Annotated in this window: 18 protein-coding genes; 4 read left to right on the plus strand and 14 right to left on the minus strand. The window is 61.1% G+C overall.

What is annotated here, in order from left to right; genetic code table 11:
* The first annotated feature begins 472 nt into the window (after positions 1-472).
* Positions 473-2,263 carry a calcium-binding protein gene (locus K9B37_RS08325; RefSeq protein WP_224312623.1) on the plus strand — a complete coding sequence of 597 codons (1,791 nt, stop codon included), beginning with the start codon at positions 473-475 and terminating at the stop codon, positions 2,261-2,263.
* Positions 2,264-2,680: 417 nt separating this feature from the next.
* Here K9B37_RS08325 and K9B37_RS08330 read toward each other — a convergent pair whose 3' ends face one another.
* Positions 2,681-4,270, minus strand: coding sequence for a calcium-binding protein (locus K9B37_RS08330; protein WP_369414254.1), 1,590 nt, complete (start codon positions 4,268-4,270; stop codon positions 2,681-2,683).
* Between the two features lie 578 nt (positions 4,271-4,848).
* Between K9B37_RS08330 and K9B37_RS08335 the strand changes: the two genes are divergently transcribed.
* Positions 4,849-5,268, plus strand: coding sequence for an HIT family protein (locus K9B37_RS08335; protein WP_255616497.1), 420 nt, complete (start codon positions 4,849-4,851; stop codon positions 5,266-5,268).
* Between the two features lie 7 nt (positions 5,269-5,275).
* On the opposite strand, the gene wecB is transcribed toward K9B37_RS08335, so the two are convergent.
* The 4 genes from wecB to K9B37_RS08355 form a co-directional block, all read right to left on the minus strand.
* The gene (gene wecB / locus K9B37_RS08340; RefSeq protein WP_224312624.1) at positions 5,276-6,319 is read right to left on the minus strand and encodes a non-hydrolyzing UDP-N-acetylglucosamine 2-epimerase; all 1,044 of its coding nucleotides are present in this window, start codon (positions 6,317-6,319) and stop codon (positions 5,276-5,278) included.
* A gap of 51 nt (positions 6,320-6,370) precedes the next feature.
* Positions 6,371-7,855, minus strand: coding sequence for a glycerol kinase GlpK (glpK, locus tag K9B37_RS08345; RefSeq protein ID WP_224312625.1), 1,485 nt, complete (start codon positions 7,853-7,855; stop codon positions 6,371-6,373).
* 30 nt (positions 7,856-7,885) lie between these two features.
* Positions 7,886-9,406, minus strand: coding sequence for a glycerol-3-phosphate dehydrogenase (locus tag K9B37_RS08350; RefSeq protein WP_224312626.1), 1,521 nt, complete (start codon positions 9,404-9,406; stop codon positions 7,886-7,888).
* A gap of 86 nt (positions 9,407-9,492) precedes the next feature.
* Positions 9,493-10,695, minus strand: a complete 1,203-nt coding sequence (locus tag K9B37_RS08355; RefSeq protein WP_224312627.1) for an MFS transporter — start codon at positions 10,693-10,695, stop codon at positions 9,493-9,495.
* Between the two features lie 331 nt (positions 10,696-11,026).
* Here K9B37_RS08355 and K9B37_RS08360 point away from each other — a divergent pair, with 331 nt between their 5' ends.
* Complete coding sequence (locus K9B37_RS08360) at positions 11,027-12,514, plus strand: DEAD/DEAH box helicase (protein ID WP_224312628.1); 1,488 nt, start codon at positions 11,027-11,029, stop codon at positions 12,512-12,514.
* A gap of 56 nt (positions 12,515-12,570) precedes the next feature.
* Here K9B37_RS08360 and K9B37_RS08365 read toward each other — a convergent pair whose 3' ends face one another.
* Entirely contained in the window at positions 12,571-13,785 is a 1,215-nt protein-coding gene (locus tag K9B37_RS08365; protein ID WP_224312629.1) for an MFS transporter, read from the minus strand.
* Between the two features lie 121 nt (positions 13,786-13,906).
* On the opposite strand from K9B37_RS08365, the gene K9B37_RS08370 reads away from it, so the two are divergent.
* Positions 13,907-14,269 (plus strand): ArsR/SmtB family transcription factor, encoded by a 363-nt coding sequence (locus tag K9B37_RS08370; protein WP_224312630.1) that lies wholly within the window; start codon positions 13,907-13,909, stop codon positions 14,267-14,269.
* A gap of 21 nt (positions 14,270-14,290) precedes the next feature.
* Here K9B37_RS08370 and K9B37_RS08375 read toward each other — a convergent pair whose 3' ends face one another.
* The 8 genes from K9B37_RS08375 to K9B37_RS08410 form a co-directional block, all read right to left on the minus strand.
* A complete protein-coding gene (locus K9B37_RS08375) occupies positions 14,291-14,911 on the minus strand; it encodes a hypothetical protein (RefSeq protein WP_224312631.1) in 621 nt (206 codons plus the stop codon).
* A 204-nt stretch (positions 14,912-15,115) separates the two neighbouring features.
* On the minus strand, positions 15,116-16,315 hold the full coding sequence (locus K9B37_RS08380) for an ABC transporter permease (protein WP_439651698.1): 1,200 nt from the start codon (positions 16,313-16,315) through the stop codon (positions 15,116-15,118).
* Positions 16,276-17,295: an ABC transporter permease gene (locus K9B37_RS08385; RefSeq protein WP_224312633.1), complete on the minus strand. Its 1,020-nt coding sequence runs from the start codon at positions 17,293-17,295 to the stop codon at positions 16,276-16,278. Before K9B37_RS08385 ends, K9B37_RS08380 begins: the two co-directional genes overlap by 40 nt.
* A complete protein-coding gene (locus tag K9B37_RS08390; protein ID WP_439651703.1) occupies positions 17,292-19,205 on the minus strand; it encodes an ABC transporter substrate-binding protein in 1,914 nt (637 codons plus the stop codon). Before K9B37_RS08390 ends, K9B37_RS08385 begins: the two co-directional genes overlap by 4 nt.
* A complete protein-coding gene (locus K9B37_RS08395) occupies positions 19,205-21,070 on the minus strand; it encodes an ABC transporter ATP-binding protein (RefSeq protein WP_224312635.1) in 1,866 nt (621 codons plus the stop codon). Before K9B37_RS08395 ends, K9B37_RS08390 begins: the two co-directional genes overlap by 1 nt.
* Before the next feature lie 40 nt (positions 21,071-21,110).
* Entirely contained in the window at positions 21,111-23,039 is a 1,929-nt protein-coding gene (locus tag K9B37_RS08400) for a glycosyltransferase (RefSeq protein ID WP_224312636.1), read from the minus strand.
* Positions 23,036-24,172: a glycosyltransferase family 4 protein gene (locus K9B37_RS24885; protein ID WP_224312637.1), complete on the minus strand. Its 1,137-nt coding sequence runs from the start codon at positions 24,170-24,172 to the stop codon at positions 23,036-23,038. Before K9B37_RS24885 ends, K9B37_RS08400 begins: the two co-directional genes overlap by 4 nt.
* Positions 24,169-25,446: a glycosyltransferase family 4 protein gene (locus K9B37_RS08410; RefSeq protein ID WP_224312638.1), complete on the minus strand. Its 1,278-nt coding sequence runs from the start codon at positions 25,444-25,446 to the stop codon at positions 24,169-24,171. The genes K9B37_RS24885 and K9B37_RS08410 overlap by 4 nt, the downstream gene beginning before the upstream one ends.
* Positions 25,447-25,476: the final 30 nt, after the last annotated feature.

The raw sequence follows: 25,476 nt of genomic DNA on the forward strand, positions 1-25,476 counted from the left end.
CTGAACTATACTATCGGCAAGTTCAATCTTGACTAAATTTTCACCAGCGTGACGAGCCTGTTTCACAGGATAGGGAGGCTCAAGCAGCCCTTCTAATTGCATCGTTATGTTGATGGTATCGAGTTTTACAAAACAATAAATTCTATAATAAAAGATTATTGCACAATTATATTAAGTATATTTTCGATGTAATTAAATTAATGTTCGAAGCGTATACCGATATTTTGGTAGGTTGTGCTTGAATGGCATAGAAATAAGAGAATTATATTTATTTATTCTCGAGAAATGCGCTTGTGGGTGGTGTTGGGATCAACTGACAGACGCCATTAGCAAGGATTTTGATCTGCCCTCGCGAACGCCGCTGCCCTGGAGGAAGGTTCATTTTGTTATTGCCATGATATAACATATGTATATATAGTAACATGATTCAGAGTGACATTTCATCTCATTCTTTGATCTGGCGGATAATCAAATGAGTTTCTTTTCCAAGGCCGCTTTGGCCGATCTCGCTGCTCATCCGGAAACGATGCCTGCATTCTACCGAGCATCTAGAGCGGCCTTCAAAAAGGCGCTCGGCGCTTCGTTCGCCTCACAGCCAGAGGATCAAATCAAACTGGCATTCGCGGCTCTCGTTGCCTATGAGTTAAAGCCTTACGGCACAAGTAAAGTTGTGACGCTCGATGAGCTTCTCGCGACAAATGGCGGCCTCGATTGTGTCAAGTATGTCCTTTTGGCATCGTATCTGTTCGAGAAGCTGTCACCGACATCGGCCTCTGAGGTCGCTTTGATTGGATGGGACGGCGGAGCTGTCGGAAATCACGCGCAGCTGCTGATCAGTACGCCAGGATCAAAGGCGATGTTGGTTGATCCAACGATCGGGCTGTTTGCGAAGACAGATGGCTACAATGCCCTTGTGTACGGGGATCCGATCGCAAAATCAGATCAGGTATCGTTCTATAGCAGGCATGATATCGACTGGTTCAACGGCAAAGTGGTCAAGGCGGTAACGGATGGCTTGTTCAAGCCAGCCGACATTCTTTACTACTACGGCAGTCCGGAGGAGCTGCTTCAGTATCCTCCCCTGACCCGTACCTATGTCCTTCCTGATCATGCCGCCAAGCTGACATTGCCTGGAAAGGGAAGTGTCGACAGCGTCGGCAACGAACTTGCAAATATTCTGACCGGAAATTCCGGCAATAATTCACTCTGGGGATTGCTCGGAAACGATAAGCTGCTCGGCAAGGGGGGCAACGACATTCTTCATGGGGGAGACGGCAACGATTACCTCGATGGCGGATTTGGCTACGACACGATGATCGGCGGGCGTGGCAACGACACGTATATATTGAACTCTTCGCTCGATGTTGTGCACGAGAATGTCGGCGAAGGTATAGACACGATTCAAATAAGTTCGAGCTTCGAGCTCGCGCCAAATTTTGAGAATCTCGTTCTTACCGGGACGGGCAGTTTCAGCGGTCTGGGAAACAGTGCCTCGAACGTGATCACGGGTAACTCCGGAAACAATGTGCTCGACGGAATGAACGGAAACGACTTCCTTTATGGCGGGGCAGGTCAGGATACGTTGTATGGCGGGCCTGGGTCGGATTATCTTGATGGCGGCAACGGTTCTGACCTCATGATCGGTGGAACTGGCAATGACGTCTATGTCGTCAACAGCTCGGCCGACATTGTTCAGGAACTAGCCGGTGAGGGAACCGACACCATTCAGGGCTGGATTTCAATCGCGCTTACATCATATACGAATGTCGAGAATGTCACGCTCATGGGGCGAGCTGCACTGAATGCTTCCGGAACGAGCGAGGCTAATGTGCTGATTGGAAATGACGGCTCCAATATTCTCGACGGTGGAATGGGAGATGACCTGATCGTCGGAGGAGGTGGTCGAGACGTATTGATCGGTTCCGGTGGGAACGATCGTTTCGTCTATAGGTCCCTGTCCGATTCTGGCCCGTCATTCTCGACCCGGGATATCATTACCACGTTCGAGCACGGCGATAAGATCGACCTCTCTGCGATAGATGCGAACAGCTCTCTGGCTGGAAATCAGGCTTTCAAATTCGTTACTCATTTCTCGGGACATGCCGGTGAATTAATGGCGGTAAAAACGGGCCCAGAGGGGACAGCGACGCCTGGCTACCTCGTCTATGCCGACGTAAACGGGGATAAGAATCCGGACTTCTCAATTCAGGTCTATGGAACGTCGAACTTCGACAAGCTCTTTGCTTGGGACTTCGTCCTGTAACAGGATTATTTCTACGAACGTTTCGGAGGGGCGCGTTGTTCACAAAGAAACGCGCGATGCGACCACCAATATATAAGATAGAGGCTCCGGAATATGTCCGGCGCCTGAGCGAAACGGAAGAGCGACTTACGAGCGCCGTTACGGATCTCTCTCTGCCACGATCGAGATGGTCTTGAAGCGTTTTTGTCTCAAGAGATGAGGCGGCCGGGGTGGAGTGCGCCTTGTGTCATGCATATCGAAGGGCCGACAGGCGGCGGTCGAAGGCGGCTGCGCCCAGAGCATAACGGTGTGCGGAAGGGAAAACGCGGTATGGAAGTCGAATATGGTCAGGACAGCTTCAACGGTGCACTCGGAATAGCACGAGCCTGATCGATCCCCGTAACCGGAGGATCGATCAGGCTCGGCGCCTAAGAGCAGTCAAAGGACAAACCAGGACGCATCAGGTATTTTCAGTCCTGGCAGGCGAATGACCGCCTCGGCGTCCTTGTCACTGTCGGTGTTAAGCAGGATGCGTGTCTCACCACCGGAGTGAATGTAGCTGATCTGTCCCGGATGCGTGAATGTGGCTTGGCCGATGAATGTAAATGCCTGATTGCCCGGCGCGTTGGCATTTGCATCAATCTGCGCGAGATTGAGTAGATCGCCATCCCGGTGCGAAAAGTCCTTCACCAGGTCAGCAGTTGCAGTGAATTGTCCCAGGTCGGAGAGGTTTCTCCAAATAAAGACATCGGCCCCTGCATTGCCCGAAAGAATGTCGGCCCCGGGCCCACCTTCCAGAACATCGTTTCCAGGGCCCCCTACAAGGATATCGTTGCCGCCCGCGCCTGAAAGATGATCGTTTCCTGATAGGCCGCTCAGGATATTTGGCGCATCGTTGCCGGCAATGAAGTTGTTCTCCATGTTGCCTGTCCCGTATGTTCCCGAGAGAAGGATCAGGTTTTCGAAGTTGGGAGCGAGCGTATACGAACCATCCGAGCGGACCGTATCGATTCCTTGGTTGGGGTTTTCTATGACGAGATCTTCCATGGAGCTGACATAGTAGATGTCATTGCCTACTCCCCCTTCGAGGCGGTCGGACCCTCCGCCGCTGATCAGAACGTCGTTGCCTCCGAAGCCCCGCAGAAAATCCCGCCCTGAGGTCCCGGTCAAAGTCTCGCCGGACGATGTGCCATCCTGCCCATGGACATGCTTCCAGTCGACCACTTCCACAGAATCGTCATCGTAGGTGAATGTCGTGGTCTCGACATTTCCATTGCTGTCATAGATGTCCTGATAGAATTTCCAGCGGACGACGTTGGCTTCATCCCAATCGATCGACCATCGGCGCCCGTCATCGAAGATTCCGGTCTGCCAGTCGATTTTTCCTGCAGCTGTGTAGTGCGTTGTCTTCTCAGACCAGTCGTATGCGGAGGGTGCGGTATCGTAGTCGATGATGGTTTTGCTCTTATCGTCATTGACGAGCACGGTGTAGTCAAAGACGGCATTTCTGGTGTTGCCGACATAGGTCGTCTTGCTGGCCCAGTTGTGCTGATTGGCTTGGTCCCAGTCGACGAATACCGCATAGACATGCTTGCTTGTCTTATCGTATTCGATCCAGCGCGAGTCGAGCTTTCCCGATGCGTCGAACGTATCGACTTGACGCATCCATGGATATTTATTGGCTTTGTCAGTGCGGGTTTTCCAGGTCGAGTCGCTGTCCGGAAGGTCGGAGTACTTGCCGTCGCTATAGTACGCTGTTTTGGGCCCGAAGTATAAGCTTTTGACTTCACCGCTCAGTACGTTCGGGATGCTCGTGGCAGCCATCGGCCGATAGAAGAAGTCATCCTTATAGCTGCTGTAGGCGGTCGGGCTGACCGTCGCCAAATCGACGAATTTACCCTGCCATCCCTCAAGGCTGGACTTCTTGACCACGATGTTCGGCCAATTTGCCCGTGCTTCTGCGGCAGAGAGCGGTCGTCCTCCACCGACAGGCTCGAAGTAGGTGCCGAAGGTCGGATCGAAGAACACCCACTTGCCGCCGATCAGCAGTTCGATCGCCGTATGATTTCCTTGAAATGGAACGTCATAGAAATTGACCGCGCGGCTCTGAATCCCGATATGCTTGAAAAGATCGGCCATCAAAATTTCGCGCCATCCGCAGCTGGCTGCGAGGACGTCCGGGACATTTTTGGCGCTTGTCGGAACGGGACCGTAGCTGCCTCCCGCGAGCGAAGTCCATTCCCACGCGTTGATGATCTTTGCGAGGTTTAGCGGATCGCGTGCATGGGCCCGAACGAATCGAATGAGTTGGTCGTAATTCGACATTTGTTTCCAATACCTTTTCCGCATCCTCCTCCATCAGTCGGCACCTCTCCCAAAGGAAGCGGATGATATGCCTGGCTAAACGGAGGAGCGGGACAGAATCTGGCTATAGAATTATATAACATCGCAAATGTCACGCCGTAACGGAATTGTCAATCGGCGAATGAGCCCGGCCTATGCATTCGCCGGTGGCGCCTCGTCAGGCTTTTCCACATGCCGGCACATTGTTCTTGGTGGATGCTCACGCTAATTTCACCGCAGCAAGCAGCAGCGAAAGAATCCCCATGATTTATGATAGAAACAATATCTTTGCTAAGATCATCAGGGGCGAAATCCCTTGTCATAAAGTCTATGAAACGGATAAGGCGCTCGCATTTATGGATATCATGCCGCGAGGCGACGGGCACGTCCTCGTGATCCCCAAAGCGGAGGCGCGGAATCTCTTGGATGCGAGTCCCGAAGTCTGTGCAGACCTTGCGAAAGCTGTGCAGGTTGTCGGAAAGGCGGCAAAGGAGGCCCTCGCTGCGGACGGCCTCACTGTTCAGCAATTCAACGAGTCGGCAGGTGGGCAGGTGGTCTTCCACCTGCACGTTCATGTCATCCCGCGTTTCGAGGGCGTGCCGCTCAAGCCTCACACGGGTCAGATGGAGGAAACGGAGAAGCTGGCGGCATACGCGGAGAAGATCCGCTCAGCGATCTCCTGAGGCGTACTTATCCTGCCGATGATAAAAGAGCGGCAATCTTCTCGCTGCTCTTTCCCGTCCCATAATCTGAAATATCTCGACGGGGCTTGTAATCTTCGTTGATCCAAAGCCGGTTCCAGCCGGCTTCTACCGTTTCTACCCATTCCGTCTCGTCGCGCAGCGTGACGCAAGGAACGCGGTGGAAGTAGGCCTCCTTCTGGAGGCCTCCGGAATCGGTGAAGACCGCGGCGCAGTTATGGGTCAGCCAGGCCATGTCGAGATAGCCGAGCGGGTCGATGAGACGGACGCCTGCCGGCGTCAGGCCGCTTTTCTCCATCAGTTTGCGCGTCCGCGGATGGACCGGCATGACGATGGGCGTTTCTTTCGCGCGATCGGATAGCCACTGCATCACTTTGGCAAAGCGCGCCGGATCGTCCGTGTTCTCCGCCCGATGAATCGTCGCCACCGCGTAAGACTTCGGCGAAAGGCCATGGATTTCGAGGATGCGCGAACGCCCTTTCGCGCGCTCGACGGCCGCAAGCGTCACGTCATACATGACGTCGCCTACATGGTGCACGCCCTTGGTGATGCCTTCGTCCTTGAGATTGTCGACCGCCGTCTGCGTCGGGCAAAACAGTGTCGCACTCAAGTGATCGGCGACGACGCGGTTGATCTCCTCAGGCATGCGCCGGTTGAAGGAGCGCAAGCCCGCTTCCACATGCGCTACCGGAATGTGGAGTTTCGCGGCAGCCAGCGCGCCGGCGACCGTGGAATTCGTGTCGCCATAGATCAGCACCCAATCGGGCTTCTCGGCGATCATCGCCTCTTCGAGCTTTTCCAGCATCCGCCCGGTCATCGCGCCGTGCCCGAGGCTGTTGACCTCGAGGTTATATTTCGGCGGCGGGATATCGAGTTCTTCGAAGAAGACATCCGACATGGCGGCATCGAAGTGCTGCCCGGTATGCACCAGGATTTCCCGGAAGCCCCCGTGCGCGAGCAGGGCGTGACTGACGGGAGAGGCCTTGATGAACTGAGGCCGTGCGCCGACCACCGTCAGAACCGTCCGTGACATCGATGTCATCTTTCTTGATCCAGAGTTTCAGAGCCGCTGCCGGCAGAACTATCAATTCCAGTCGAGCGAACGTTCGACTGCTTTGCACCAATGGGTGTAAAGCCGCTCTCGCGTTGCCGCGTCAAGACCGGGCTTCCATCGGCGATCCACGGCCCAGTTGCGAACGAGCTCGTCCGTACTGGTCCAGACGCCGGTGGCGAGACCTGCGACATAGGCCGATCCCAGGGCTGTCGTCTCGATGACTTTGGGACGCACCACGGGCACATCGAGAATGTCGGCCTGGAACTGCATCAGCAGCTCGTTGACCACCATGCCGCCATCCGTCCGCAGTTCCTTAACGGCAATATTGGTGTCCTTGGACATTGCCTCCAGGACCTCGCGGGTCTGGAAGGCGGTCGCTTCGAGAGCGGCGCGGGCGATGTGACCCTTGTTCGCGAAGCGGGTGAGGCCGCCGATCAGGCCCCGCGCGCCCGCATTCCAATGCGGTGCGTAAAGGCCGGAGAAGGCCGGGACGATGGTGACGCCGCCATTGTTCTCGACGCTGCGGGCAAGGGGCTCGATGTCAGTGCTCGCCGCGATCAGCCCGAGATTATCGCGCAGCCATTGGACCAGTGCGCCGGCGATCGCGATGGAGCCTTCAAGAGCGTAGACCGTTTTCCTCTGGCCGAAGCGGTAGCCGACGGTGGTGAGCAGGCCGCAGGTGGACGGGTAGGGCGTCTCGCCGGTGTTCATGAGCATGAAACATCCGGTGCCGTAGGTGTTCTTCACCTCTCCAGGCTGGAAGCAGGTTTGCCCGACGAGAGCGGCCTGCTGGTCACCGAGGATGCCGGCGATCGGCACGCCTTTCAGGAGCCCGACCGCTTCCCCATAGACCTCGCTCGAGGAGACGATGGCTGGAAGACAGGCGCGCGGAATGTTGAAGAGCTTCAGAATCTCGTCGTCCCAGGCGAGCTTGTGCAAATCCATGAGCTGGGTGCGGCTGGCATTGGTCACATCGGTGATGTGACAGCGCCCGCCGGTCAGGTTCCAGACGAGCCAGGTGTCGATGGTCCCGAAGAGCAGGTCGCCGGCTTCCGCCTTCGCCCGTGCTCCCGGAACATTGTCGAGCAACCAGCGCAGCTTCAGGCCGGAAAAGTAGCTGGTCAATGGAAGGCCGGTCTTGTCGCGCAGGCGGTCGGGCCCGCCATCCTTCGCGAATTCGGCCACCAGCGGATCGACGCGGGTGTCCTGCCAGACCAGAGCATTGTAGAGCGGCTTGCCAGTGGCTTTGTCCCAGATCAGGGTGGTTTCGCGCTGGTTGGTGATGCCTATGGCCGCGAGATCCGTCGCTTTCAGCCCTTTCTTCGCCAGCGCCTCCTCGATCACCGCCAGAGTATTGTGCCAGATCTCCAGAGGGTCGTGCTCCACGTGTCCTGGCCTGGGATAGATCTGCGCATGCTCCTTCTGGGAGACCGAGACAATGCTGCCGCCGCGATCGAACACGATGAAGCGTGTGCTGGTCGTGCCTTGATCGATGGCACCGACATAGTGAGCCATGGTGTTTCCCCGCAAACCGTCGTTTTGAGTTTATTGAGCCGCGACGGAGGTCGCGCGGCGTCCTTCGAGATAGGCATCGATCCGCGCCGGCGCGCCGGCGGGCACATGAAGACCGAGCTTGGAGCGCCGCCACAGGATGTCTTCGGCACTGCGCGCCCATTCCCGGCGTACCAGATAATCGACCTCGGCGGCCGTCAACCCGGCGCCGAAATCCTCGCCGAGATCCGCCATCGCCTTGGCCGAGCCTAGAAGTTCCTCGATCCGCGTGCCGTAAGCACGCGATAGGCGATAGGCGAGCGCCTCCGGCAGGAAAGGCCAGCGCTTCTTCACGCCGGCAAAGAAACGCTCGAAATCCGCATCCGGCATATCACCGCCGGGCAGTTTCGCGGTTTCCGTCCAAGCCGGCTTCATGGCCGGGAAGAACGACTTCAGCTCGTCGAGCGCATGCTCGGCAAGCTTGCGGAACGTCGTGATCTTCCCGCCGAAGATGGACAGGACGGGCGCCTGACCCTCCGGACGGTCGAGATCGAACACGTAGTCGCGCGTCACCGCCGAGGCGTTGACGGAACCGTCGTCGAACAGGGGGCGGACGCCCGAATAGGTCCACACCACGTCGGCCGGGGTCACATTGCGCTGGAAATGGTGGTTCACCACGTTGCAGAGATACTGGATCTCGTCGTCGCTGATGGTCACCTTCTTGTCGGGCACGGATTCGACCGGGATATCCGTGGTGCCGACGAGGGTGAACTTGCCCTGGTAGGGGATCGCGAACACGATCCGCTTGTCGGTGTTCTGCAGGATGAAGGCCTGCTCGGTCTCGAACAGCTTCGGAACGACGATGTGGCTGCCTTTCACGAGGCGCACGCTCTTCTGGGTGTTGAGCCCGAGTTTCGCGTTGAGCACGTCGGCCACGAAGGGGCCGCCTGCATTGACGATGACCTTCGCCCGCACTTCCGTCGTTTCGCCGGTCGCGACATTCTGCAGGCTCGCGACCCAGATATCCCCTTCGCGGCGCGCAGAGACGAGCTTGGTGCGGACGCGGATATCGGCGCCGCGCTCGGCAGCATCGAGGGCGTTCAGGGCCACCATGCGGCTGTCCTCGACCCAGCAGTCGGAATAGGCGAAGGCCGTGTCGAAGCCGGGCTTCAGGGCCTTGCCGGCCGGATGGCGCGTCAGGTGGATCGTCTCGGTGCCCGGGAGGCGCTTGCGTGGCGCTAGATGGTCGTAAAGGAAGAGGCCGAGGCGGACGAACCAGGCCGGCCGGATGCCCTTCTCATGAGGCAGGATGAACCGCAGCGGCCAGATGATGTGGGGGGCGGCCTCGAGAAGGCGCTCCCGCTCGAACAGGGCCTCGCGAACCAGGCGGAACTCGTAATATTCCAGATAGCGCAGACCACCATGGATGAGCTTGGTGCTGGCCGACGAGGTGTAGCCGGCGAGGTCGCCCTGTTCGCAGAGAACCACGGAGAGGCCGCGGCCCCTGGCGTCGCGGGCAATGCCTGCGCCATTGATGCCGCCGCCTACAATCAGAAGATCTGTCACTGTCGTCACGAAACGGGTCTTTCCTTCGAGCCGGGCTGTCCGGCACCTGCACATGTTTCCTTTAGCCGACTAAGGCAAGAAAAATCTGGATAACGTCACACCCTGCGGGCGAAGGCGAGGTTTAGCACAAATGCAACCAAAGAGCAGAGGGCCATGCCCAGGCAGATGATCAGAACCGCATCGTAGTTGCCTTGCCAGGCCCACAGGGTTCCGAAGGCGAAGGGAGCGGCCGCCATGGAGATCCGCACCGGCGTTGCGATCATGCCCTGGATGGCGCCGTAATTCTCACGGCCGAAGAATTCCACGGGCAGAAGCGCCTTGACGATCGTCATCATGCCGTTGGAGGCCCCATAGAGGCCGGCGAAGACGGCGATCAGCCAGGATCCCGCAGGAATGAAGGGGAGCAGGGCGAAACCCATCACGCTCATCACCATCGTCATCACCCCCAAGGCTCGGACGCTGATCGCCCGTTCTCCGAAAGCCGTGGAGAGACGGGCTGCGACCTGCGCCGGTCCGATGATCGAGTAGGCCGCAACGGCGACATCAAGGCTGAAGCCGCGCTCGATCAGCATGGGAATCAGGTGGAGCGGAATACCGGTGGAAATCATCCCCTGTGCGACGGAGGTGGCGACGAAGCACCAGAAGGATGGACTCTTGAGGAGGTGGTTCGGATCCTTCGCCGCTGTCGGGGCGACCTGCGGCGAGTGGGCCGCCTTCTTGCGAGGTTCCGAGGGCGGGATGAAGAGGAGGTGGAGGAGAGCGCAGACGAAAAGGTTGAAGGCTGCGAGCACCAGCAGAGCGCTTCGCCAGCCGAAGGCGTCGATGAGCAGATGCGTCAGGGGAATGAAGACGGTGCTGGCAAAACCACCGACCAGAGTCATCATCGTGATCCCCTTGCGGGCCAGCAATCCGAGCCGGCGCGCCAGAATCGCGAAGCCCGGCTCGTAGAAGACAGCGCTCATCGAGGCGCCGAGACCGATCCAGATCAGGACGAAGAGGGGATAATTGTGGACCTGCGACCAGAGAGCCAGAAGCACGGCTGCCAGCACCGAGCCCCCGGTCATGATGGCCCGCCCGTAGCCCCGGTCGATGAGACGGCCGATCGGGACCGCAAACAGTGCGGATGAGGCGAGCGACAGGGAATAAGCGGCCGTAAGCGCCGATTTGGACCAGCCGAGTTCGCGCTGCATCGGCTCGATCAGAAGGGCGAAGGCATAGAAGATCGTGCCGTAGGAAATAAGCTGGGTTGCCGAAAGGGCTGACACGAAGCCCCAGGGCATACGGGTGGGGGATGACATCAGATGAACCTTGCCGCGCTGGGACTTCCGTTCCGAAATGCGGTCCAGTCCTTAGGTGGCTATCGGCTTTATGTCAGCCCTGGCGGTTGACGAACAGGCCTTAAACGATCATATGCACAGGGACGGCGTCAGCGTTCCTCCTGGAGCTGCTTGAGCGGGGCTGCGTGACGGATATCCACTATCGGTGGAAACCCCGGCCCCCTTCTTCAATCGCTTGACCGTACGATAGCCCCATCACGCGGGCCGTCGCCCCGAGCCCGAGCAGCGCGCCTTGAATGGGTAGCAGACCTGCCTTGGGGCTCTTTCGCATCTGTTCGAAAGACTGAATACCTTGACACTTTTCTCCGATTTTGGATTGGCGCAGCCGATCCTGAAGGCGCTGGCGGCTGAAGGCTATGAGAAGCCGACCCCGATCCAGGCTCAGACCATTCCCTATGCGCTCGAGGGCCGTGACGTCTGCGGCATCGCGCAGACTGGAACCGGTAAGACCGCGGCCTTCGCCCTTCCGATCCTTCATCGCCTGAACGCCAACCCTAAGGCCCGCATCCGCAAGAGCTGCCGGGTCCTGGTGCTCAGCCCCACGCGCGAATTGTCCGGGCAGATCGCCGACAGCTTCCGCGTCTATGGCAGCAACCTGAAGCTTACCACTTCGGTCGTCTTCGGCGGCGTGACCATCGGCAAGCAGGAGCGCGAGCTCGCAGCGGGCGTCGATGTCCTCGTCGCGACTCCGGGCCGCCTGATCGATCTCGTCGACCGCAAGTCCTTGAGCCTGCGCGACGTGGAGATCCTGGTCCTCGACGAGGCCGACCAGATGCTGGATCTCGGCTTCATCCACGCTCTGAAGCGCATCGTCACCCTGTTGCCGAAGGAGCGGCAGAGCCTGTTCTTCTCGGCCACCATGCCGAAAACCATCTCGACTCTCGCGGATGCGTTCCTGCGGGATCCGGCCAAGGTCGCCGTGACGCCCGTGGCGACCACGGCGGAGCGTGTCGAGCAGAGCGTCATGTTCGTGGCGACGAGCCGCAAGCAGCCCCTGCTCGAGATCGTCCTGCGGGATCAGGCCATCGATCGCGTCCTGGTCTTCACCCGGACCAAGCATGGCGCGGACAAGGTCGTCCGCGCGCTCGACAAGGCCGGCATCGTGGCCGCCGCCATCCATGGCAACAAGTCCCAGCCGCAGCGCGAGCGGGCACTGGCAGCATTCCGCAACGGGACGTGTCGTGTCCTGGTCGCGACCGACATCGCGGCGCGCGGCATCGACGTCGAGGGTGTGAGCCACGTCATCAACTACGACCTGCCGAATGTTCCGGAATCCTATGTTCACCGGATCGGCCGCACGGCGCGTGCGGGGGCGGATGGATTGGCGATCTCGTTCTGCAACGACGAGGAGCGCGCCTATCTCAAGGACATCGAAAAGCTCACCCGCATGCGGGTGCCGGTTGCGTCGCTGCCGGAAGGCTTCTCGGCCGGCCCGATCGGAGGCGAGCCGGAAGAGCCGCAGCGCAGGCCGCAGCAGCAGCAGCGTGGCCGTCCGGCCCCGCACGCTCGGGGACATCAGGGCCATGGCCAGTCGCGAGATGCAGACCCGAATGCCGAGCGTGGCCCGAAGCGTCGCCGTCGCCGTGGGGGCGGGGGACAGAAGCCCGCAGCTGCGGGTGCCCCAGCCAATGCCGGTCAGCGGCCCGCTCAGAACCAGAAGACTCCTTCGCAACGGCAGCCTCAGCGCCAGCCGCAGCAGGGTCAGCCGAACCGCGCCCGTTCCGAAGGACGCCGCGACGGCGCCCAGGTTGCGTGGCTCGACAAGGCGCCCCGTCGCTGAAACTTCTCGCAGGCTTGATATGAGAAAGGCGCCCTTGGGCGCCTTTTTCTTTGTTCTTATGGTGTCGCGGCCTTGAGCGGTTCGCAGCCTTTTCTCCGCAGGCGCAACTTCATCACGGTCGCGCCCCTTCCGGTCGCAAGCACGATGAGGAGCGCCAGGAGAGGGAACAGTGCGGCAACGAAGCCCAGATCCCGCATATGTCCAAGCGTCATGATTTCGCCGCCGACAAACGCTCCGAAGGCGACGCCGAGATAGAGAACGGAGGCGTTCAGCGACAAAGACACCGGCGCACTCTCCGGATCAAGGGCGACGATGCGGCTCGCCTGCGTCGGGGGTACCATCCAGGCGAAGATTCCCCATGGAACCGTCAGTGCTACCAGGATCGGTCCGGCGAGGTTGGCAGGCGCCGTCTTCACGACCACCGACATGGCGATCAGCACGACGCTGACTGCGAGGGTCGAAAAGATCAGCGTCGGGCGGGGCCCGAAGCGGTCGGCCGCTTGGCCTCCGACGATGTTGCCCAGTGCCGAGCCGATGCCGAAGGCAAGCAGCACTGCCGGAATGAGGCTGGCCGACAATCCCGCTCCGTCGACGGCGAAGGGGGCGATGTAGGTGAAGACCGTGAATCCACCGGTCAGGCACAGGAAGGTCGTTGCCAAGAGGGGCAGCATGCCGGGACGTGCAGCCACGGCGGCCCGCTGACGGAGCGGGATGCGCGAGCCGCGTAGATTCCCCGGAAGCTTGACCAGCACCGCGAGTGCCGTACAGGCGCTCAAGACGGCGATGGCCGCGAAGGTGCCGCGCCATCCGGTGACCGTCGCCAGCAGCGCTCCGATCGGTGCGCCGAGGGCAACGGCAACGGTCGTTCCGCCGACCACGACGGAGATCGCTCGTGCCCGGTGATCGGGCGGCGACAGGGCAATGGCGGTGGCCTGGGCCGTGGCGGCATAGAGGCCCGCCGCCACCGCCATGACGATGCGGGCGATCAGAAGCGCTGCAAAGCCGGAGGCGAGGGCGGCCGTCAGGTTTCCGGCGGCGAAGAGCGCCATCGTGCCAGCGAGCAGATACCGCCGGTCGACGCCGCCGAGCAGCGTCGCCAGAATGGGAGTTCCCAAGGCATAGGCAAGCGAGAAGGCGGTGACGAGGCTGCCCGCCTGGGCCATGGAGATGTCGGCTTCCGTGGAAATTTCCGGCAGGAGGCCTGCGATGACGAAGCCCTCCGTTCCCACCGTGAAGGCCCCGAGCGCCAGCCAGATCAGTCGAGAGAACATGCGAACCTCATTTGTTCAAAACCTATTGAACAAATGAACCAGCGAGTCACCTTTGACAAGAGAGCTAATTCAATAATCGTTGAACATTGAGATTTTCGCAGGGCTGGCTTACATGGAAGACATGCGTGACCCTCTTCATCCACCCGTGGAATCCCTCGACCTCGCCACGATCCTCGCTGCCTTGAGTGACCCGACACGCCTGGCGATTCTCGTCCGTATCGCGGACTCGGCCGGCGAAGTCCGCTGCGGGGGATTCGGCGACATGGGGACGAAGTCCAACCTCAGCTATCATCTCGCGAAGATGCGGGAGGCGGGGCTGGTGAACACCCGCAACGAGGGCACGTCGCGCTACATGTCGTTAAGGCGCGATGATCTCGAGAGGCTGTTTCCGGGCCTGCTCGACCAGTTGATCGCATCCGCCCGATCGACGGTGAAATCAGACGTCACCCTGCCGGACGACGCCGGAGTCGGCGCCTCGAACTGAGTGCGGGAGAGGCGTGGGGCCTTAGCTCGCGCCGCGCTGAGCGCTCGATGCTGTTCCGAGACCGAGCATCGCGCCCTCGCGTATGACGGTTTCCGACGTCACGACCACCCAGCCGCCGTCCGACTTGAAGATCGAGATCACGCGGCCGGCACCTGGAAGGAAGCTGCCTGGAGACACTTCCTGCATTCCGCTTGGGCCCTCCACGAGAGCCCCGCGCCGGAGGATTTTTCGGACCACATAGCCACGACCTGAATTCCGGTCGGCGGATTCTGCAGCTGCATAGTCCTGCTGCGGCTTGGCCTCGTCCCGGGACGCCTGGGGGATCGAGCCTGTGACCGAGGGATCTTCCTGGTCCTTGGCGCGGAATGCGATGCGACGTTCTCCATTCGCGGCCGCGCTTCCAAGCGATGGGACCGCCATGGGGAAATCGGATCGGGCGACGCCGCCCTGAATCGCATATCCCGCGAAGGCCACCGACGAGATGGTGATGGCGCCGATCAGACCGAGCGTGAGGCGGCCGGCCATGGCCTCGCGCTTGCGGAGGATATCCTCCATGCGCTTGTTGCCCGCTGGCTTCGTTTTCGCCGTCTGGCTGTTGGCCTGCGCCACTTGCCAGAGGACCTTCTCGAACAGGACACGCATGGCAGGTGATTCCCCCAAATTTTATTTGGCCGGAGTTTTGGTGCAACAGGCTTAACAAACCGTCAATTGCGCGAAGCTTGCAGAAGTTTTCCTATAGTATCAGACTTTAGTCCTACAAAAGATGCGAGCACTCACCCAAGTATCGTGCGCAGAAGAGGGTTTTGACTGCCTGACTCCTCCCGCGACCATCTGTTCCGTGAGGCGCTAATGGTAAGGATCCGCTGCGTCACGCAGGCCGTCGCCCATGAAATTGAAGGCGAGCACAACGATCACGACCGGTAGGATGGGGAAGAGGAGCCAGGGATGGAGCTGCACGGCTGCCAAGTTCTGAGCCTCGTTGAGAAGGACGCCCCAGCTCGTCACCGGCGGGCGAAGGCCGAGCCCCAGGAAGGAGAGGGCGGTCTCGCCGAGGATCATCGAGGGAATGGCGAGCGTCGCGGATGCGATCAGGTGGCTCATGAAGTTGGGGATCAGATGGCGCGCGATGATGCGCTGCTTCGAGGCGCCCATCAGCTCCGCCGCCTTGACGAAATCTTCCTCGCGCAAGGAGAGCAGCTTCGACCGCACCGCTCGGGCGAGGCCCGGCCAGTCGAGCAGACCGAGAATGATGGTAATGCCGAAGAAGACCAGGATCGGGCTCCAGTTGGCGGGAAGAGCCGCCGACAGGGCGAGCCAGAGCGGCAGCTCCGGAAGAGAGCGCAGGATCTCGATGAGCCGCTGGATGGCATGATCGACCCAGCCGCCGAGATAGCCTGCCAGCCCACCGAAGAAGAGCCCTAAGGCGAACGACACCGCGATGCCGACGATGCCGATCGTGAGCGAGATCCGCGCTCCGTAGATGATGCGCGAGAAGACGTCGCGACCCAGCCGGTCCGTCCCAAGCAGGAAGAGAGTGCCGTCCTCAGGCGGGCAGAACAGGTGGATGTTGGACGTCACGAGGCCCCAAAACTCGTAGTAGTCCCCCCGACACAGGAAGCGGATCGGTTGGGGCTTCGACGTATCGGTGGTGTAGACGCGCCGGAAGCTCTCCAGGTCGAAGGTGAATTTGTACGGATAGACGAAAGGCCCCACGAACCGGCCCTCGTGCATCAGATGCACGGGCTGCGGCGGCGCATAGATGAAATCGCCGTTGCGCTTGGTCTGATTGTAAGGCGCGATCACCTCGACGAACGGGATCAGAAGGTAGAAGGCCAGCAGGACGAAGGCAGCGGCAACCGCCACCTTGTGACGACGAAATTTCCACCAGACGAGTCGCCAGGAAGAAGCCCTGTAGAAATCCTCGTTCTCCGCGCCCATCGGCTCTGTGACGCCGGGATCGAAGGGCTCCTTGTTGACGTAGTGCCGCTTGAGCGGGAGAGCCTCGTTCATCGGCCGCCTCCCAGGCGAATGCGCGGATCGAGCCATGCGAGCAGGAGATCCGAAATCAGCATGCCGAGCACGGTCAGCACGGCGACGAACATCAGGATGAATCCAGCCAGGAACTGATCCTGACTCTTGAGCGCGCTGAGAAGGATCGGCCCGACGGTGGGAAGGCTCAGGACAAGGGAGACAAGCACCGAGCCCGAGACGAGATGCGGCAGGAGGTTGCCGATATCGGCGATGAACGGGTTCAAAGACATGCGGAACGGATATTTCAGCAGCGCCTTGGAGGGTGTCAGCCCCTTCGCCTTCGCCGTGACGTAGTATTGCTTGCCGAGCTCGTCGAGGAGGTTGGCGCGCATGCGCCTGATCATCGCCGCCGTACCGGCGAGGCCGATCACCAGAGTCGGCACGATGAGGTGAGCAAGCAGCGACCGGATCTTTTCCCATGTCCAGGGCTGACCGGCGAAGCGTGAATCATACAAGCCGCCAATCGAGATGCCGAACCATCGGTTGGAGTAATAGAGCAGGATCAGCGCCAGGAGGAAGCTCGGCGTCGCGAGTCCGAGATAGCCGATGAATGTCGCGACGTAGTCGCCGACAGAATATTGGCGCGTGGCCGAGAAGATCGCGATCGGGATCGATACGAGGTGGATGAAGATGACGACCGCCACATTGACCACGAGAGTCAGCCAGAGAGCGTCGCCCACCACCTCGAAAACGGGACGATCGTATTCGAACGACCAGCCCCAGTCGCCCTGTAAGAGACCGGAGAAGCCGTTCTCGCCGGGCATGACGCCGAGCCAGACCAGGTATTGCTGCCAGACCGGCTTGTCGAGGCCGTATTGCTTGATCAGGAATTCTGCTTTCGCGGCAGCATCGGCCTCGCCCTGCGACCGCAATTCGGCGATCTGGTTGGACAGGAAGTCGCCCGGCGGCAGCTTGATGATCAGGAACACAAGCGCCGAAATGATCAGAAGCGTCACGAGCATCGTGACGAAGCGACGCAACAGGAAGCGGATCATTTCCGGGCCTCTTTCAGGGCAGCCTTGTTCCAATACATCTCGTCGACCCGGTAGATGCCGATCATCGCCGTCGGCTCCCAGCTGTAAAGGGCCTTCTGCGGCAGGCCCTTGAGGTTGTTGCGCACCACGATCGGCTGCAGGGCGCCCGCCACCGTGCCGATGGTCCACTGGTTCTCGGCATGGTTGCGCAGCATCTCGGTCCACGCATTCTGCTGCACGCCACGGTTCCCGGTGTTCATCCAGATCTTGTAGAGTTCGAGCAGGCGCTGCGCCTCCGGGATGTCCACTGCCTCGCCGTTCTTGCCCTTCGTTTCGACGTGCTGTCCCCATTGCGGCCAGGCATAATTGTCCTGCCGCATCGGGGCATATTCCGTCGGAGGCATGATGGCGGTCGGAACGGCGTTGTCGAAGCCCTGTCCGGCGACCATGTTGGTGAGCCCGGCAAAGGCGCGGTTACGCAGCACCGTCCGTTCCTGCGGCTTGACGAAGAGGCGCACACCGATCTCCCGCCAGAACTCGCCGATCAGGGTCAGTGCGTCGATGATGTGACTGGCTTCGCCGTCCGTCTCGACGATGATCTCCATCTCGCGTCCGTCGGGCAGAAGCCGTGTTCCTGCCGAATTGCGCTTCGTCAAGCCGATCTCGTCGAGAAGGCGCGAAGCCTCGGCGGGATCATAGGTGGCGTTGAGCGTGCGAAGGCCGGGGAATGAGAGCGGACTCTGCTCCATGACGGTGTTGTTGCCCTCAATTCCGAGGCCGAAGAGAAACACGTTGTTCAGGGTCTTGCGGTCGATGGCGAGCGAGAGCGCGCGACGGTAGCGAATGTCCCGATTCAGCGCCCGCCACACGGGATCCTTCGCATTCAGGTCGGGAAAGAGTGCAAGTTCTGAGCCACGGGCATAGGGCCACAGGAGCGTCGTGTAGTCGTGCGCCTTCTCACCCTGCTTCAGCACCGGGATGTCGCTCATGGCGATGCCGCGGAAGAGGAGATCCACTTCCCCCGCATTGGCCTTGGCCGCGAAGAGGCCGCTGGAGGACACGTCCATGATGATGCGATCGACATAAGGCAACTGATGTCCATGCCCATCGACGCGATGATAATAGGGATTGCGTTCGAAGATGAATCGGTTCGCCGGCGCCCTGTTGGTGACGCGCCAGGCCTGAAGCACCGGCTCGTCGGGATTGGTATGCTCCTTCATGTCGTCGAGACGATTATGAAGAGCGGCCCACGATTTCAGCTTCTGCCCCTTTGCAACCTCGTCGAGCTTCGCCTTGTCGGCGTACTTTGCGTGAAACTGCTTCAGGTAGTGCGCGGGGCGATAAATGCCGGGATCTACCGGTCCTGCGAGTTGCGGCAGGAAGCGCGGATTGGGCTTGTCGAAGGTGTAGCGCACCGTGTGCTCGTCGAGGACTTCGAACTTCGCAGGCTTGCCGTCCACCATCATGAATTCCGGCACGCCAGCCGGCGAAAGTTCCTTGTTCTGGGCGATGTCCTCCCAGTAGTACCGGAAATCCTCCGCAGTGAACGGATGGCCGTCCGACCAGCGATGTCCTTCGCGGATCGTGAACGTGAAGACCCGGTCATCCTCGTCGCCGACCTTTTCGAGAATGTCCGGCTTGAGCTCGAGGTTTCGGTCATAGCCGACGAGGCGGGAATACGCGAATGTGGAGATGTAGCGGATGTCGCGGGCACGGGCGACCAGGGTGACGATGTCGCCGCCGTAATCTCCGTTCGCCTGTTCGGACACGAAGGGAGCCTGAGGAACACGATCGGACACCGGCGGCATCTCGCCTTTGGACACCTTGTCCTTGAAATACGGCTGTTCCACGTAATCCGCGGCAAGGGCGGGCAGGGGAAGGGTGAGCAAAAGAGCCAGCAGGCCGGATCTCAGACGTGCGTTCGTCCACATCATGCAGCCTCCTCCACAGAGAGCCGTCCCAGGCGGACCAGGTGCCCCGGCTCGATCTCCTTCATGAAACCTTCTTCGCCCTCTTCGAGACAGAACGGTTCCGGCCATTCGTTCGGGTGAGAGAAGCGGTCGGCGCGCAACTGCGCGAAATCGAGCGGCCGGTCGAGGTCCGGGTCCGGAACGGCGGCGAGAAGGGCCTGGGTATAGGGATGCACCGGATTCCTGAACAGGGACGTCTTGGGCGCCTGCTCGACGATGTAGCCCCGGCACATAACCGCGATGGTGTCCGCGATGTAATCGACCACCGCGAGGTTGTGAGACACGAAGAGATAGGAAAGGCCGAGTGCCGTCTGCAGATCCTTCAGAAGGTTGAGGACCTGTGCCTGGACGGAGACGTCGAGGGCGGAGACCGGCTCGTCGCAGAGCAGGACGCGCGGTTCCAGAGCCAGTGCGCGCGCGATGCCGAGCCGCTGCCTCTGGCCGCCGGAGAAGGAGTGCGGATAGCGGCGCAGCGAATGCCGGTCGAGGCCCACCATGTCGAGCAGCTGCTTGGCGCGATGATAGCGCATGTCGGCATCGCCGATGCCGTGAATGATCAGCGGCTCGGTCAGGATTTCATAGACGGTCATTCTCGGATTGAGGGACGAGAACGGATCCTGGAAGATGAACTGCACGCAGCGGCGATAATCCTTCAGGGCATCGCCTTCGAGTTCGTGGACGTTTCTCGGGCCATTGCCGTCGTCGAAAAGCACCTGTCCCGAATCCGGAGCCATGGCGCGCATGATCATCTTCGACACGGTCGTCTTGCCACAGCCAGATTCTCCGACAAGGCCGAGGGTCTTGCCCACCGGTAGTTCGAGCGAAACGCCATTGACTGCGTGGATGGTCCTGAGATGGCCGGAGAACCATCCGGAACGGAGGGTGAAGGATTTCGTCAGGTTGTGCGCGCTGAGGATCGGCCCCTTCGGCTCGATTCGCTCGGGCTTGTGCGCTTCGGCGAGCGTTGCGCTCTTCACCTCGCGGATCGGGGTCAGCCGCTCGTCTTCGGCCATGGCGAAGCGCGGCACTGCCCGCATGAGAGCCTGCAGATAGGGATGCTCCGCGTGACGGAAGATAGCATCCCGCAAGCCGGATTCCATGATCCTCCCGCGATACATGACGACGACTTCGTCGGCCACGTTGGCGACGACGCCGAGATCGTGCGTGATGAGCAGGACCGACATACCGGTTTCGGCCTGGAGTTCCTTGATCAGATCCAGGATCTGCGCCTGCGTCGTCACATCGAGGGCGGTGGTGGGTTCGTCCGCGATCAGAAGCGCCGGGTGGGTGATCAGCGCCATCGCGATCATCGCGCGCTGCCGAAGGCCGCCGGACAGCTCGAACGGATAGGTTCTCAGCGCGCGGACCGGGTCCGGGAATCCGACGCGGGCCAGAACCTCCTTCGTCCGCTCCAGGGCTTCCGCTTGTGAGGCTTTCGCGTGGATGACGAGCGCCTCGGAGATCTGGTCGCCGATGGTGTGGAGCGGCGACAGGGATGTCATCGGCTCCTGGAAAATCATCGAGATGCGCCCGCCGCGCAGCGCGCGCATGGCGTCCGAGCTCGGTGCTAGAGTCGCGATGTCGACGGGCTCGCCCTGCATCGGGTCGTTGAAGAGGATGGACCCGCCCGCGATATGCGCCTTCTTCGAGAGGATCTGGAGGATGCCCTGGGCAGTGACCGACTTGCCGGACCCGGATTCGCCCACGAGTGCCACGGTCTTGCCCTTGGGAACATCGAAGGACAGGCCGTCCACGGCCCGGAAATGTCCGGTCTCGGTCTCGAAATCGACCGCGAGGTCGCGGATCGACAGGAGCGGCTTCTCCATGAACTCCTCCGGGTGTGACCCGTCACGCCACACTAACGCATTATGTGTCGACGACGATCCTGTTCTTGTTACAAAATAGCTCGTCGATCGCAACGAAACTCTCATTGTTTCGTGACAGATAAACCAACAGGTTCTCGCAAAATGTCCAGACCTTCTCGTCATGAACGAGATGGTGCGTCAGGAAGCCGATGGGCTCCTCCGGATCAGCCGCACCGGAAACCCGACGCTCCACGGCGTCCGTAAGGTTGCGGATCAGGCCCAGGGGATCGGAGAGGCTTCGGCTGCCGTGCCAGTCGATGGGATCCACATGGGTGTTGACGATCGCGAGGCCTTCGGCCGTGCGCGCCGTCGTCCGATCCTTGAAGATGGATATGGCCCTGTAACCCGCCTGCGGCAAGTTCTCGACCAGTGTGGGAGTGATGCGGTTCCAGGGCGGCACGAAAACCGGCAGAAGGCGGTCGCCGAGCATCGCCGCCGAACGCCCTAGGCCTTCCGCGACCTCCTTCGCCATCTCTGTCACAGGGCGATGAGCGCCGAATTCCGCTTTCTTTTCGCCGTGCGGCGCATGATTGGCGTGGCTCGAGCCATGGACGAGGGCAAAAGCGCCCTCGGCGCCACGAAGGCTTTTCGCAAGCGAGGGTTCGAGACCAGCCGGCACGCAGGCGATCCCGAGACCGGCCTGATATCGTCCTGCAAGCGCGAGCAGCCTGTCGAGTTGCGGCGTCCGCGCCACCGCGTCGTCGTCCCGCCACCAGAAACGGATGGGGCAGCCGCGATCCCGGGCGCGATGCAGGGCATCGGACAAGGGCGACCAATCGAGGCGTGCATGATGCTGCGGTGCAGCAAGGATAAGCGACTCGACGATGGCGACACTCCGCCTCGCACCGTCGAATCCGAGAGAGAGAGGCTGCGGGTATGGAGCCGCGAGACTATTCCGAACCGCGTCGGCAATCTTTGCGCCGGTTATGTCCTCCTCGGGCACGACGCGAGCGAGGCCCATGGCCTGGAGCCGGTCCGCGCGCAGGCGTTGCTCGGTCTCGCGGCCAGCTTCGAAAGGCACCAGAATCTGCCTGACGCTAGTGCGAAGGAGATCGACACAGGTGTTGTAGCCGGCCTGGCTGATCGATAACTCCGCGGAGGCCAGCAACATCCGGAAATCGGGTCTCGTACGCTCCACGCTCACGTGAGGTGGGGCGTCTTTCATCAGACGTTCGACATCCTCTTCGCTGACGCCCCGTCCGATCAGAAGGCGCCAGGGCCGATCGTCGACGATGTGTGCCGCTGCCATGGCGGCCCGATAGAGCGGTATTCCAGCTGCACTCGAGCCGCCAGAGACGACGATGCCGTGCCTTTCTTTCGAACCGACAGGATCGACGCCTTCATCCACATAGCCGGTGTAATGCAGAAGAGGGCGCAGCACGCCGCTGACCGGCCATGACGCGTCGAGGGCGACGAGTTCCGGATCACCGTGAACCAGCACCGCATCATAGAGATGCATAAGCCGACGATGGGTTTCCGCGACGCGCTCGGGCTTCGAGGGTGCTACGAGAATGTCTCGGATCGAAGAGGCGATCTGCGGCCTCGGCGTCATTACCCGCGCCGCCTCCAGCAGGGCCATGAACTCATCGGCGAGAGCCCGGCGGCCGAAGGGGAAGAGTTCGGTGATCAGCACATGCGGCCGTACGGCGTTCAGGGTCTGGAGAAGAAGGTCGCGCCGCTGGTCGAGATAGGCGCCGGAAACCGGACGTCCCGCCTCATCAAGCAGGGTCCGGAAGTCGGTGCCGATTGTGCGAACCGGCGGAAGCTGCACCATTCGAACGGTGTCGAGGAGCACTTGGGCTGAAGCACCGCCCGATACGAGAACCGTCTCGTGGCCTGCCTCGGCGAAAGCGCGGGCGAGGGCGGCCGCGCGGGTGAGATGGCCGGCGCCGAGAAGGTGAGTCACGACGATCAGGACACGAAGGCTCATGTTTCGGCCTTCTCGATGAGCGGCATCAGCGTTTCTCGCAGGCGAGACGCAGCGCCCTCCAGGCTGCGCTCCGTTCGTACGAATGTGTGCGCCGCCTCTCCCATATGGCGCAGTCCCTCTGGTGCGTCGAGGAGCGTCGCAAGTCCCCGTGCGAAGGCGCGTGCGTCGCCCGGCTGAACGAGCAGGCCGGTCGTTCCGTCGCGGACGACGTCGGCGACGCCTCCATAGGCGCCGGCAAGGACGGGGCAGCCGAAGAGCTGGGCCTCGAGCAGCACCATGCCGTAGGCTTCGTTGACGGCGGGCCAGACGAACAGGCTGGATCTCTCGTAGAGCGCACGAAGATCCCGCCGGTCATCGATCTGCCCTTGGAAGTCGACACGCTTCCCGAACGGGGCAAACAGGGCGCGTACGTTCTCCAGCTCCTCGCCGTCGCCCACGATGTCCAGCGTCCAGGCCCTGTCCATGAGGCGGCTCAAGGCTTTGGCGAGGATCCGGTACGAGGCGAACTTGTCGCCCTTGCGCATCATGGCGACGGTGAGAAGCCTTGATCCCTGCCGGGCAGGAGCAGATTGCGACGCGGAAAACTCCCATTCCGCGAGATCCAGAAACGGGGGCAGGATAACGGTGGCCTGGTGCGACGGCCGGAAGGCATCGAGCGCCTCCTTGTCATGCCCGGTCATGGCGAAGACGACGCGGGCGTGGTCCAGGGCGGCCTCTGCTCCCCGATGGCCGAGGGCCCAGGGACCTTCTGCCCGCTTTCGCGCCCGCGACCCCTCCGCGACCACGTAGGGAATGCGCAGAGCCTGCGCCACCTGCGGTCCGATCCAGTCGGGGGCTTTGTAATAGACGTGATAGGTGAACCAAAGGCGCGGACGTTCGTGCGGCGGTAGGTGCCGATATCGCTCGATCAGGCCATCGGCTTCTGCCAGGGACCGGTGTTTGATATCCGCCTGAAACGCGGGAGTGCCCTCCCGGTCCAGCGTCCGGAATGTGCTGGCGAGATGCGGCGAGAAGCCTGCCCGCTCCAAGGCCTTGAGAAGCAGGCGCGCCATGGTCCGGTCGCCCGAGGGTGAGAGATGATCCGGGCTCTTGAGGGGCGCATAGAATGCGATGGGTCTTCTCTGGCTGCTCACACCGCTACAGGCTCGCTCGTGATCCTCTGATCGCTGATGGTGCGGAAGCGTTCCTCCAGCATGTCGATTCCTCCGTCCATGGAGAAATCGCGCCGCAGGCGCTCAAAGGCGGCGGCACCATAGGAGATCCGGCGCTCCGGCTCCCTGGCTAGGAGATTGAGGGCGTTGGACAGGGCCTCCCAGTCTCCCGGCGGCACGAGCGCCCCTTCGATATCGTCGCGGATGAATTCGGGAATGCCTGCAAAGTCACTTGCGACGATGGCGAGTTTCTGGCTGGCGGCCTCCATCAGAACGTTCGGAAGGCCATCCTGATCACCGGAGCGCGCCTTTCTGGAGGGCAGGGTGAAGATGTCGGCCTGCTGCAGGAGGGCGACGACGTCGGGCTGCGCCTTGGGTCCGAGAAACGCCACCTTGTCGGCGATGCTGTCGCGCTTCGCCTGCGCCTTGAGGCTGTCCAGCAGTTCACCGCCACCCACATGGACGAAACGCCAATGCAGGTCGGGCGGCAGGGCGGCGAGGGCCTTGAGGAGATCTCCGAAGCCTTTCTTCGCGACCGCCCGGCCGATGGATACGATACGCACCGGATCGGCTGGATCCGAGCCGTCCCTCTGCGCGTGGCTTTGAGGCGCCTCCGGAAAGCGGGACAGATCGAGGCCGTGATAGACCAGAGAGACGTGGTCGGGTGTGGGGGAGAGAGCTTGCAGATGCCTGGCGCCTTCTGCCGTGCAGGTGACACCCCACCGGGCTTCGGCCAGTTTCTCGCGCTTTTCCCAGTCCGGCGTCGTCCAGATGTCCTTGGCATGGGCCGAGAAGGTCCAGCTGCGGCCGGTCAGCAGAGCCGCATAACGGACGACCGAGGCGGGGGTGTGCAGGTAATGGACGTGCAGATGTCCGACCTCCGGGCTGAGCTCCCGTCCCATGACGAAAGCCTGGCCGAGACGCCGCACTCGGTTGGGCGTGAAATCGCGCTTCAGGTCGGCCCAGAAGGCCCGCATGAGGGCGCCGAAACGGCGCTGTCGCAGACTCCAGAATGCGCCTTTCAGCACCCGGATCGGCTCCTCGTAGAGGTATTCCGGCAGATACGTGACTTTCGCCCGGATGGCCCGGTTCATCGGATGCATGGCCTTCTCCGTCGGATGGCGGAGAGACCAGATTTCCAGCTCCAGGCCGCGCTGCTCCAGAGCGAGGATTTCCTGCGCAATGAAAGTCTCGGAAAGGCGCGGGTAACCCTTCACGGTGACGGCGATGCGGCGTTGAGGCGAAGACTGTGGCATGCAGGCTGTCTAGCGCAGCGAAAAGCCGCC

Origin of the sequence: Microvirga puerhi (assembly GCF_020089865.1) — a bacterium.
GTDB classification, from domain to species: Bacteria; Pseudomonadota; Alphaproteobacteria; order Rhizobiales; family Beijerinckiaceae; genus Microvirga; species Microvirga puerhi.